We start from the raw sequence: 12,299 nt of genomic DNA, 5'->3' as shown, positions 1-12,299 counted from the left end.
GTATCTTAGTGTCCCGTTCGTCTAGAGGCCTAGGACACCGCCCTTTCACGGCGGTAACAGGGGTTCGACTCCCCTACGGGATACCATCTTTAAGCGTTTTCGCTGAGAATGTTTAAAAATGGTTTTCATCAGAAAATCTTGCTCTTTAACAATTTGGAAAGCTGACAAAACAACAAATTATTGTTGTTTGTAAAGTTCTCAATGTTTATCGAAAGATAAACACCAACAACACATTCAAGTGTGCTTGGTATCGAATAAGACTTCGGTCTTGTTCAAATTTGAGTCCGGCAAAATCTGTCTCGCACTCATGTAAATTAAACGCGAGACAACTTAGGTTGTTTAATAGCAACCCGAAACTCCTTCGGGTTGTATGGTTAAGTGACTAAGCGTACACGGTGGATGCCTGGGCAGTCAGAGGCGATGAAGGACGTACTAACTTGCGATAAGCGCAGATAAGGCAGTAAGAGCCGTTTGAGTCTGCGATTTCCGAATGGGGAAACCCAACTGCATAAGCAGTTACTGTTAACTGAATACATAGGTTAACAGAGCAAACCGGGGGAACTGAAACATCTAAGTACCCCGAGGAGAAGAAATCAACCGAGATTCCGGTAGTAGCGGCGAGCGAACCTGGATTAGCCCTTAAGCACTCGGTGAAGTAGGTGAACAAGCTGGAAAGCTTGGCGATACAGGGTGATAGCCCCGTAACCGACGCTTCATCGAGCGTGAAATCGAGTAGGGCGGGACACGTGATATCCTGTCTGAATATGGGGGGACCATCCTCCAAGGCTAAATACTCCTGACTGACCGATAGTGAACCAGTACCGTGAGGGAAAGGCGAAAAGAACCCCTGTGAGGGGAGTGAAATAGAACCTGAAACCGTGTACGTACAAGCAGTAGGAGCACCTTCGTGGTGTGACTGCGTACCTTTTGTATAATGGGTCAGCGACTTATATTCAGTGGCAAGGTTAACCGTATAGGGGAGCCGTAGCGAAAGCGAGTCTTAACTGGGCGCTCAGTCTCTGGATATAGACCCGAAACCGGGTGATCTAGCCATGGGCAGGTTGAAGGTTGAGTAACATCAACTGGAGGACCGAACCGACTAATGTTGAAAAATTAGCGGATGACTTGTGGCTAGGGGTGAAAGGCCAATCAAACTCGGAGATAGCTGGTTCTCCCCGAAAGCTATTTAGGTAGCGCCTCGGACGAATACTACTGGGGGTAGAGCACTGTTAAGGCTAGGGGGTCATCCCGACTTACCAACCCTTTGCAAACTCCGAATACCAGTAAGTACTATCCGGGAGACACACGGCGGGTGCTAACGTCCGTCGTGGAGAGGGAAACAACCCAGACCGCCAGCTAAGGTCCCAAAGTATTGCTAAGTGGGAAACGATGTGGGAAGGCTCAGACAGCTAGGATGTTGGCTTAGAAGCAGCCATCATTTAAAGAAAGCGTAATAGCTCACTAGTCGAGTCGGCCTGCGCGGAAGATGTAACGGGGCTAAGCAATACACCGAAGCTGCGGCAATGTCTTTTAGACATTGGGTAGGGGAGCGTTCTGTAAGCCGTTGAAGGTGAATCGTAAGGTTTGCTGGAGGTATCAGAAGTGCGAATGCTGACATGAGTAACGACAAAGGGGGTGAAAAACCTCCTCGCCGGAAGACCAAGGGTTCCTGTCCAACGTTAATCGGGGCAGGGTGAGTCGACCCCTAAGGTGAGGCCGAAAGGCGTAATCGATGGGAAACGGGTTAATATTCCCGTACTTCTGACTATTGCGATGGGGGGACGGAGAAGGCTAGGTGGGCCAGGCGACGGTTGTCCTGGTTCAAGTGCGTAGGCTTGAGAGTTAGGTAAATCCGGCTCTCTCTAAGGCTGAGACACGACGTCGAGCTGCTACGGCAGTGAAGTCATTGATGCCATGCTTCCAGGAAAAGCCTCTAAGCTTCAGATAGTTAGGAATCGTACCCCAAACCGACACAGGTGGTCGGGTAGAGAATACCAAGGCGCTTGAGAGAACTCGGGTGAAGGAACTAGGCAAAATGGTACCGTAACTTCGGGAGAAGGTACGCTCTTGATGGTGAAGTCCCTCGCGGATGGAGCTGACGAGAGTCGCAGATACCAGGTGGCTGCAACTGTTTATTAAAAACACAGCACTGTGCAAAATCGCAAGATGACGTATACGGTGTGACGCCTGCCCGGTGCCGGAAGGTTAATTGATGGGGTTAGCGCAAGCGAAGCTCTTGATCGAAGCCCCGGTAAACGGCGGCCGTAACTATAACGGTCCTAAGGTAGCGAAATTCCTTGTCGGGTAAGTTCCGACCTGCACGAATGGCGTAATGATGGCCACGCTGTCTCCACCCGAGACTCAGTGAAATTGAAATCGCTGTGAAGATGCAGTGTACCCGCGGCTAGACGGAAAGACCCCGTGAACCTTTACTACAGCTTGGCACTGAACATTGAACCTACATGTGTAGGATAGGTGGGAGGCTATGAAGACGTGACGCCAGTTGCGTTGGAGCCGTCCTTGAAATACCACCCTTGTATGTTTGATGTTCTAACTTAGACCCATTATCTGGGTTGAGGACAGTGCCTGGTGGGTAGTTTGACTGGGGCGGTCTCCTCCCAAAGAGTAACGGAGGAGCACGAAGGTGGGCTAATCACGGTTGGACATCGTGAGGTTAGTGCAATGGCATAAGCCCGCTTAACTGCGAGAATGACGGTTCGAGCAGGTGCGAAAGCAGGTCATAGTGATCCGGTGGTTCTGTATGGAAGGGCCATCGCTCAACGGATAAAAGGTACTCCGGGGATAACAGGCTGATACCGCCCAAGAGTTCATATCGACGGCGGTGTTTGGCACCTCGATGTCGGCTCATCACATCCTGGGGCTGAAGTCGGTCCCAAGGGTATGGCTGTTCGCCATTTAAAGTGGTACGCGAGCTGGGTTTAGAACGTCGTGAGACAGTTCGGTCCCTATCTGCCGTGGGCGTTGGAAGATTGAAGGGGGCTGCTCCTAGTACGAGAGGACCGGAGTGGACGAACCTCTGGTGTTCGGGTTGTGTCGCCAGACGCATTGCCCGGTAGCTAAGTTCGGAATTGATAAGCGCTGAAAGCATCTAAGCGCGAAGCGAGCCCTGAGATGAGTCTTCCCTGATACTTTAAGTATCCTAAAGGGTTGTTCGAGACTAGAACGTTGATAGGCAGGGTGTGTAAGCGTTGTGAGGCGTTGAGCTAACCTGTACTAATTGCCCGTGAGGCTTAACCATACAACACCCAAGGGGTTTTGTAGTGGACTCAAAGCTAAGCGCATAAGAATGTGTGTGAGAACGAAGACAGCTTTCCAGAATTGTTGGTTATCACTTTTTAAGAAAAAGTGAAATCAAAAACAGAATTTGCTTGGCGACCATAGCGTTTTGGACCCACCTGACTCCATTCCGAACTCAGAAGTGAAACGAAACAGCGTCGATGGTAGTGTGGGGTCTCCCCATGTGAGAGTAGAACATCGCCAGGCTTTTAATTTGGTCTAACCAGACAGCGGAGCGGTAGTTCAGTCGGTTAGAATACCGGCCTGTCACGCCGGGGGTCGCGGGTTCGAGTCCCGTCCGCTCCGCCACTTATTACGAAACCCAGTCTTAGGACTGGGTTTTTTGCTTTCTGGAAATCATTGAAAGCCATAGGTAATTACCGCTTATCGCCTATCCCAGTACTCATCCTCTACGATGTTCAATCATCCCAAGCTGTCCAACTCTTCTTACTGCTCTTTTTGTCTTTGTCTTTTTGCGTTTATCCTACGAGTGTACTTTATCAACGTTATCCTTAAGCTTATCCATCAGAGTCTATATGCAGTGTTTGGAGAAAACTCGGTAAGCAAATACAGCCGAAACTGCTGTAGCTTCAAGTCCACAAACCAAGGCTTAGGTAACTAGGAATGAATCTATGCACATAGGTATTTGCTCATTTATCGCCTACCTGCAGCTCCAAGTCGTTTAAGTCGTCTAGTCATCGAAAGGATTCTGAGGGTAATAAAAAACCGCAGTGTTTAACTGCGGTTTGTCGATAAAACAACGGAGATTAGTGCTGTTGTTCTTGCTGAGGTATAGGGGATTGATTGTCTGTATTTCTTTCAGCTTGGAGGGCTTTTTCAGCCTTTTTAGCTTTCTCAATCATAGGAGTAATGGTTGAGCCTTGAACTAGGATAGAAAACACTACCACGGCGTAAGTCATCACCAGAATCAGCTCTTTTACATCAATCAATTTCTCAGGAATTACCATGATTCCAGAGGGTATTGAGAGCGCCATCGCTAACGCGAGTCCCCCACGTAAGCCACCCCAAGTCAGAATACGAATCGACCAAGGGTTGTAACTACGGTAGCGTTTAAATCCGATGTAGGAGACAAATACGCTGAGGTAGCGGCCACATAACACCAGTGGAACTGCAAAAGCCATTAAAATCCAGTCTTCTTGATGGAACTCAAACAGTAGCATTGACATACCAATCAGCAGGAATAGGACGCCGTTGAGAAATTCGTCTACGAGTTCCCAGAAGTGATCGAGATGCTCTTCACTCTCTTTTGAGAAGCCTATGAAACGAGTCCAGTTACCAATCATGATCCCAGATACGACCATAGCGAGTGGACCAGAAACATGGATCACATCGGCAAATGCATAACCAGCGGTCGGAATACCAATCGTCAGCAACAGCTCCATAGAGTGGTCATCGGTTGCTGAAATCAGGTAGTGGAACAGGAGACCTAATAAGAAACCGTAAACAATGCCACCGATCGCTTCTTGGATGAAGAGAAGGGTAACGCTGCCAACCGTTGGTGTTTCATGCCCGAAAGCGATGGTAAAGATGGTCACGAAGATAACCAAGCCAAAACCATCGTTAAACAGTGATTCGCCTTCAATTTGGGTAGAAATACGTTTCGGTGCTTTGAGCTTTTTGACAATCGCGAGGACCGCAATTGGGTCGGTGGGGGAAATGAGTGCGCCAAATAACAAGCAGTAAACCAAATCAAACTGGATACCGATTAATTGGCAGAAACCATAGAGAGTAAATCCAATAAAGAAAGTCGAAAACAGCGTTGCGCCAAGAGCCAATACCGTAATTTCCCATTTCTGATCTTTTAGATTTGGCAGCTTAATGCCAAGACCTCCAGCGAAAAGAAGAAACCCTAAAATCCCTTTGAGTAGAAAATTTTCAAAGTTAATACTGGTGACGGTTTCGGTGGCGATTTGATTGAGATGAAACCAGTCGTTTTGACCCGCGATCAAGATCAGTAACGATAACATCATCGAACCTGCGGTGATTGCGATGGTAGTCTGCATTCGGCTGATCTTGCTATTAATAAATGCAATCAACATGGCTGCCGCAGAGAGGAAGCACAAAGTGTAGTAGACGGACATTCTCTTCTCAGTGTGTGTAACAATTTGTGAACGAAATTGTCTTTCTCTGTTGAGTAAATAGCAAATACTTTTTCATCACATAGGGTTCAGCTCACATCATCATGGTGAGTCACGAAAGAATGGTTGTTTTAGACGTCTAGATTTCTGAATTTTGTGTGATAGGATGTGGCAAACGCATAAGGAATGAGGCGGTATTGTGGGAAAAGAAGTAAGACAACAACTCGAACAGCAATTGAAACAACGTATCCTACTGATTGATGGTGGTATGGGTACCATGATTCAGAGTTATAAGTTACAAGAGGAAGACTATCGCGGTGCACGATTTGTCGATTGGCACTGTGATTTGAAAGGAAATAACGACCTCTTAGTGCTTACTCAGCCGCAAATTATTAAAGAGATTCACTCCGCTTACCTTGAAGCTGGGGCGGATATTCTTGAGACCAACACCTTTAACTCAACCACGATTGCCATGGCAGACTATGACATGCAATCGCTCAGCGCCGAAATTAACTTTGCCGCCGCTAAGCTTGCACGTGAAGTCGCGGATGAGTGGACGGCTAAAGATGCAAGTCGGCCACGTTATGTGGCTGGTGTGCTTGGGCCAACCAACCGTACTTGCTCTATTTCGCCAGATGTGAACGATCCGGGATTTCGTAACGTCACTTTTGATGGGCTTGTTGAAGCTTATTCCGAATCGACGCGCGCTTTGATCAAAGGTGGCAGCGATCTGATCCTCATTGAAACCATTTTCGATACACTGAACGCCAAAGCCTGTGCGTTTGCTGTCGATAGCGTATTTGAAGAGCTGGGCATCAGCTTACCTGTGATGATTTCCGGCACGATTACCGATGCCTCTGGGCGAACTCTGTCAGGACAGACAACGGAAGCTTTCTACAACGCCTTGCGTCATGTACGGCCGATTTCGTTTGGCTTGAACTGTGCGTTAGGCCCTGATGAGCTGCGCCAGTACGTGGAAGAGCTTTCACGCATTTCAGAATGCTATGTTTCCGCGCACCCAAATGCCGGACTGCCCAACGCGTTTGGCGAATACGATCTCTCTGCCGAGGAGATGGCAGAACATATTGCGGAATGGGCGCAAGCAGGCTTTCTTAACTTAGTCGGTGGTTGCTGTGGTACAACACCTGAGCATATCGCCGCCATTGCCAAAGCCGTCGAGGGTGTGAAACCAAGGGCTCTGCCAGATCTGAAAGTAGAATGTCGTCTCTCGGGTTTAGAGCCGCTCAATATTGGCCCTGAAACCTTGTTTGTTAACGTGGGCGAACGTACTAACGTCACCGGTTCAGCGCGTTTTAAGCGTTTAATTAAAGAAGAGCAATACGACGAAGCGCTCGATGTGGCGCGTGAGCAAGTCGAAAACGGCGCGCAGATCATCGATATCAATATGGATGAAGGCATGTTGGACGCCGAGGCGTGCATGGTGCGCTTTTTGAATCTATGCGCCTCTGAACCAGAAATATCCAAAGTTCCGGTGATGGTCGACTCCTCTAAATGGGAAGTCATTGAAGCGGGTCTGAAATGCATTCAGGGTAAAGGCATCGTTAACTCTATCTCTCTAAAAGAAGGGAAAGAGAAGTTTATTGCCCAAGCCAAATTGGTGCGTCGCTATGGTGCAGCCGTGATTGTGATGGCGTTTGACGAAGTGGGCCAAGCCGATACCCGTGAGCGCAAATTAGAGATCTGTCGTCGGGCTTACCATATTTTGGTCGATGAAGTGGGCTTCCCACCGGAAGATATTATTTTCGACCCGAACATCTTTGCCGTTGCGACCGGAATTGATGAGCACAATAACTATGCGCTGGATTTCATTAATGCAGTGGCGGACATTAAGCGTGAGCTACCGCATGCGATGATTTCTGGCGGTGTTTCTAACGTTTCCTTCTCTTTCCGCGGCAACAACTATGTGCGTGAAGCGATCCATGCTGTATTCCTTTATCACTGCTTTAAACATGGTATGGACATGGGGATTGTCAACGCAGGGCAGCTTGAAATCTACGATAACGTTCCGCTGAAACTGCGTGAGGCAGTGGAAGATGTGATCCTCAATCGACGTAGCGATGGCACGGAAAGACTGCTTGAGATCGCAGAAGCGTATCGCGAAAACAGTGTTGGTAAAGAAGAGGATGCTTCTGCGTTAGAGTGGCGCGCATGGCCTGTGGCTAAGCGCCTAGAGCACGCTTTAGTCAAAGGCATCACCGAATTTATCGTCCAAGACACTGAAGAAGCACGTCAGCAAGCCAGTAAACCGCTGGAAGTGATTGAAGGGCCGCTGATGGATGGCATGAACGTGGTCGGTGACTTGTTCGGGGAAGGGAAAATGTTCCTACCGCAAGTCGTAAAATCCGCGCGTGTCATGAAACAAGCCGTTGCGTATCTTGAGCCTTTCATTAATGCGCAAAAAAGTGGTAGCACTTCAAATGGTAAGATTTTGCTGGCGACCGTAAAAGGCGATGTGCATGACATTGGTAAGAACATTGTTGGCGTCGTGCTGCAGTGTAATAACTTCGAGATCATCGATCTTGGTGTGATGGTGCCTTGCGAGCAGATCCTCAAAGTCGCACGCGAGCAAAATGTCGATATCATCGGTCTCTCTGGGCTTATCACGCCGTCTTTGGATGAGATGGTACACGTGGCGAAAGAGATGGAGCGACAAGGGTTTGAACTACCACTCTTGATTGGTGGGGCAACAACGTCTAAAGCGCATACTGCGGTGAAGATTGAACAGAATTATCATGCGCCTGTGGTGTACGTGAATAACGCGTCGCGCGCGGTAGGGGTGTGCACATCATTATTGTCTGATGAACTGCGCTCCGGATTTATCGAACGTTTGGATCTCGATTATGAGCGCACGCGTGATCAGCATGCGCGTAAAACGCCCAAATCGCGTCCAGTCACGTTAGAGCAGGCACGTGCTAATAAAGCGGCGCTGGATTGGGCAAATTACACGCCGCCCGCTCCTGCGAAACCGGGTGTGCATGTGTTTGAAAACATTGCGTTAGCCACACTACGTCCTTATATCGACTGGACGCCTTTCTTTATGACTTGGTCGCTTATGGGCAAATACCCTGCTATTTTGGAGCATGAAGAGGTTGGTGAAGAGGCCAAACGTCTGTTTCATGATGCCAATGCCTTACTTGATAAAGTAGAGCGAGAAGGACTACTGAAAGCCAGTGGTATGTGTGCACTGTTCCCAGCAGCCAGCGTGGGTGATGACATTGAGGTGTACAGTGATGAATCGCGTACGCAAGTCGCGCATGTGCTGTACAACTTGCGTCAGCAGACCGAAAAGCCGAAAGGAGCCAACTACTGTTTGTCGGACTATGTTGCTCCGAAAGAGAGCGGTAAACGTGATTGGATTGGCGCGTTTGCAGTAACCGGTGGCATTGGTGAGCGAGCGTTGGCCGATGCTTATAAAGCTCAGGGTGATGATTACAATGCGATCATGATCCAAGCAGTGGCCGATCGTTTGGCGGAAGCCTTTGCGGAATATCTGCATGAAAAAGTGCGTAAAGAGATTTGGGGTTATGCGAGCGATGAAAATCTCTCCAATGATGAACTGATCCGTGAGCGTTATCAGGGCATTCGACCAGCGCCGGGGTATCCCGCGTGTCCTGAGCATACCGAGAAAGCGACTTTGTGGCAGATGCTGAATGTCGAAGAGACCATCGGCATGTCACTGACCACAAGCTATGCGATGTGGCCGGGCGCTTCGGTATCCGGTTGGTATTTCTCGCATCCCGATTCTCGCTATTTTGCGGTAGCGCAGATCCAACCAGATCAACTGCACAGCTACGCTGAGCGTAAAGGTTGGCGTTTGGAAGAAGCTGAAAAGTGGCTAGCGCCTAACCTTGATGCTTAATCAGTAAGACCTCCATCCACAATAAAAGAGGCCACATCATGTGGCCTCTGGTTTTATCTCGTGAGTTTGATTTTACTCTTGCTCAAACAGCTCTTTATGCAGCTTCTGCACCGCTTGTTTAGAGACAGATTCATGCAGCAAGAAACAGAGGTTATGCGCGCTGGCGCCATAGCAAATCATACGGAGGTTGTAATCTTCCAATACACTGAACACTTGCTTCGCGTAGCCGCGGCTCTCTTTCATCTTGTTGCCGATCAGAGCAATCAGACACAGGTTGTATTCGACTTCGACCGTGCATAGCTCCTCTAACTCGGCGCGCACCGCTTCAGGCAATTCTGGCGCACCGCCTGAGGTATCGGTTTTATCCAGTGTCAGTGACACGCTGATTTCTGATGTGGTGATGAGATCGACCGAAATTTTATGCTTGGCGAGAATTTCGAACACTTTGGCGAGGAAGCCGTAAGCATGGAACATCTGCGCGCTACGCAGTGTCACCATGGTTTGATTACAGCGTAGTGCAAGTGCGCGATACAGTGGCGCGCTTTCGACTTGTTTACGAATCCAAGTGCCGCCTTTTTCCGGTTCTTTTGATGAGCCAACAAACACGGGAATGCCATGGCGTACCGCTGGAAGCAAGGTAGATGGATGCAAAATCTTGGCACCAAAATTGGCCATTTCTGAGGCTTCGCTAAAGCTTATCTCAGGAATCGGCGCTGCTTTTGGCGCGATACGTGGATCGGTACTGTAGATCCCCGGCACGTCAGTCCAAATTTCCAAGCCACAAGCTTGCACGGCTTCGGCAATCAAAGCGGCTGAATAATCACTGCCGCCGCGGCCTAAAGTGGTGGTATTACCTTGCGCATCAGAGCCGATGAAACCTTGAGTCACGACAACATATTGCTCACACAGTGGTACCAGTTTCTCTTTGGCTAATTGAGCGATTTCTTTCAATTGAGGTTCGGCGCGACCGTAATGATCGTCAGTGCGTAGCACTTCGCGGATATCAAAACGTACCGCGTCGACACCACGCTCACGCATCAGTTGAGTGAGGATGTAGGTGGAGATGAGCTCACCACAGGCGACGAGATGGTCGGTCAGTTTTTTACTGGATTGAAATGACGCCGCTTCTGCAGCACTGGCCACAGAATCTAGCACGGCTTTGACTTCTTTTTCGACGCGTGTCGGATCGGCGAGCTGGTCGATAATCACATAATGGATATCGGCCAACTGTTGCAAAATCGCTTGGCGGCGTTCAGCTGAGGCCACGCCATTGGCGAGTTCGACCAATAAATTGGTCACCCCAGAGCAGGCGCTGCTGACCACTAAGCGTGTTTGTGGATTGTTTTCGATAATGGCCGAACAACGGCTCATGGCTTCAAAGTTGGCGACACTAGTACCACCAAATTTGGCGACGTTAAATGTGCTCACGGCAATTCTCCCAGACTTCCTGAAAAACGAGTTGTTGGTAACCCAACGTCCAATGTTGTGAAGAGAGTGTTTTTTATAGAGCAAAATAGAGGAGTGACTATAGAAAGATTTCCCTCAGAAGCTCTTCATCAGATTCGAGCTGATGACAGTTGAAGGGATTCAGCCCATTCAACCGATAAACCAAAGCCACAACTTTGATTCACCTCGGCACTACTCCCCCTGAATGTTCTGTATTGGAGTTGAGGCTCCACAAAACATCTGCCTGGGCAGTGCTCCTCTTCTGCTAGATAGCTCACACATTGAACGGTGTTGGTGAAATCTTGTCAACGACAAAATGTTCCAAAAGTGCAAATAAAAATGACATTAGTGTGACAAGGATTAACACTCTGGACATAGGTCGAATTGTTGCTGCAACTTAATTGCATTACTCTGATGGTTCTGGTCGCCACAACAAGGAGTCGTTATGACAATTCGCAGTTTTATCCCCCCGCATCGGATCTTGATGGGCCCTGGGCCTTCGGCTATTTCCCCTCAAGTCCTGCAAGCGCTCAGCCGCCCAACGGTTGGTCATCTTGATCCACTGTTTATCGGTATGATGGATGAGCTGAAACAGCTCTTGAAATATGCTTTCCAAACGGAAAACGAATTTACGATTGCCGTTTCTGCGCCGGGTAGTGCGGGTATGGAAGCCTGTTTTGTTAACCTCGTCGAGCCGGGCGATAAAGTGATTGTTTGCCGCAATGGGGTGTTTGGTGAGCGAATGCGCGATAACGCTGTGCGTTGTGGGGCCGAAGTTGTGGTGGTTGATGATGAATGGGGTTGCCCAGTCAGCGTTGAAAAAGTGCAAGCCGCGATAGATGAGCATCCGGATGCGAAAATACTGGCTTTTGTACAAGCAGAAACGTCAACCGGAGCCTTAAGTGATGCGCAAGCGTTAGGTGCTCTAGCGAAGCAGCATGGTTTGTTGACGATTGTCGATGCGGTGACGTCGCTTGGCGGCGTTCCCCTGCTGGTGGATGAGTGGCAACTGGATGTGGTGTATTCTGGCAGCCAAAAATGCCTCTCTTGTGTGCCAGGATTGGCTCCGTTGACGTTTTCACCTCGTGCCATTGAGAAGATTCAATCACGAAAAACACCGATTCAAAGCTGGTTCTTGGATCAAAGCTTGGTATTAGGTTATTGGAGTGGCGCAGGCAAACGTAGTTATCACCATACCGCTCCGGTTAATAGTTTGTACGCGCTGCACGAAGCGTTACTGCTTTTGCAACAAGAAGGTTTAGATCACGCGTGGCAGCGCCATCGTCTGATGCATGAGAAGCTTAAACAAGGGTTAGAGCAACTCGGTTTTCAATTTGTGGTCGCAGAGCCGTATCGTTTGCCGCAGTTGAACGCGATTTATGTGCCGGAAGGTATTGAGGAAGCCAAAGTACGCAGCCATCTACTCAATGAATACAATTTGGAAATTGGCGCTGGGCTCGGGGCATTAGCCGGCAAAGCGTGGCGCATTGGGGTGATGGGCTATGGCGCGCGTTCAGAAAATATCGCGCTCTGTTTGCGAGCGCTCGAAGAGTCGCTGCTTTAATACCATACGCAAG

4 protein-coding genes, 2 tRNA genes, 2 rRNA genes and 1 riboswitch are annotated in these 12,299 nt (G+C 49.0%); of the genes, 6 read left to right on the top strand and 2 right to left on the bottom strand.

Annotation, left to right across the window (positions count from 1 at the left end):
- Positions 1–10 precede the first annotated feature (10 nt).
- The 4 genes from F0316_RS11965 (at position 11) to F0316_RS11950 (ending at position 3,606) form a co-directional block, all read left to right on the top strand.
- Positions 11–86 (top strand) — tRNA-Glu (locus tag F0316_RS11965).
- 286 nt (positions 87–372) lie between these two features.
- Positions 373–3,259: ribosomal RNA gene (locus tag F0316_RS11960) — 23S ribosomal RNA — on the top strand.
- Positions 3,260–3,388: 129 nt separating this feature from the next.
- Positions 3,389–3,504: ribosomal RNA gene (gene rrf, locus F0316_RS11955) — 5S ribosomal RNA — on the top strand.
- A 25-nt stretch (positions 3,505–3,529) separates the two neighbouring features.
- A tRNA-Asp gene (locus tag F0316_RS11950) sits at positions 3,530–3,606 on the top strand.
- Between the two features lie 458 nt (positions 3,607–4,064).
- Here F0316_RS11950 and F0316_RS11945 read toward each other — a convergent pair.
- Entirely contained in the window at positions 4,065–5,399 is a 1,335-nt protein-coding gene (locus tag F0316_RS11945; protein ID WP_000118231.1) for a cation:proton antiporter, read from the bottom strand.
- Between the two features lie 196 nt (positions 5,400–5,595).
- Between F0316_RS11945 and metH the strand changes: the two genes are divergently transcribed.
- Positions 5,596–9,276 carry a methionine synthase gene (gene metH / locus F0316_RS11940; RefSeq protein ID WP_149560504.1) on the top strand — a complete coding sequence of 1,227 codons (3,681 nt, stop codon included), beginning with the start codon at positions 5,596–5,598 and terminating at the stop codon, positions 9,274–9,276.
- A 72-nt stretch (positions 9,277–9,348) separates the two neighbouring features.
- Here metH and lysC read toward each other — a convergent pair whose 3' ends face one another.
- A complete protein-coding gene (lysC, locus tag F0316_RS11935; RefSeq protein ID WP_000102982.1) occupies positions 9,349–10,704 on the bottom strand; it encodes a lysine-sensitive aspartokinase 3 in 1,356 nt (451 codons plus the stop codon).
- Positions 10,705–10,814: 110 nt separating this feature from the next.
- Positions 10,815–10,992: riboswitch (Lysine riboswitch) on the bottom strand.
- A 175-nt stretch (positions 10,993–11,167) separates the two neighbouring features.
- Here lysC and F0316_RS11930 point away from each other — a divergent pair.
- The gene (locus tag F0316_RS11930; RefSeq protein ID WP_000155553.1) at positions 11,168–12,286 is read left to right on the top strand and encodes a pyridoxal-phosphate-dependent aminotransferase family protein; all 1,119 of its coding nucleotides are present in this window, start codon (positions 11,168–11,170) and stop codon (positions 12,284–12,286) included.
- Positions 12,287–12,299 lie beyond the last annotated feature (13 nt).

It is taken from the genome of Vibrio cholerae, assembly GCF_008369605.1.
Lineage (GTDB): Bacteria > Pseudomonadota > Gammaproteobacteria > Enterobacterales > Vibrionaceae > Vibrio > Vibrio cholerae.
This window is presented reverse-complemented; position numbering and strand designations above follow the sequence as displayed.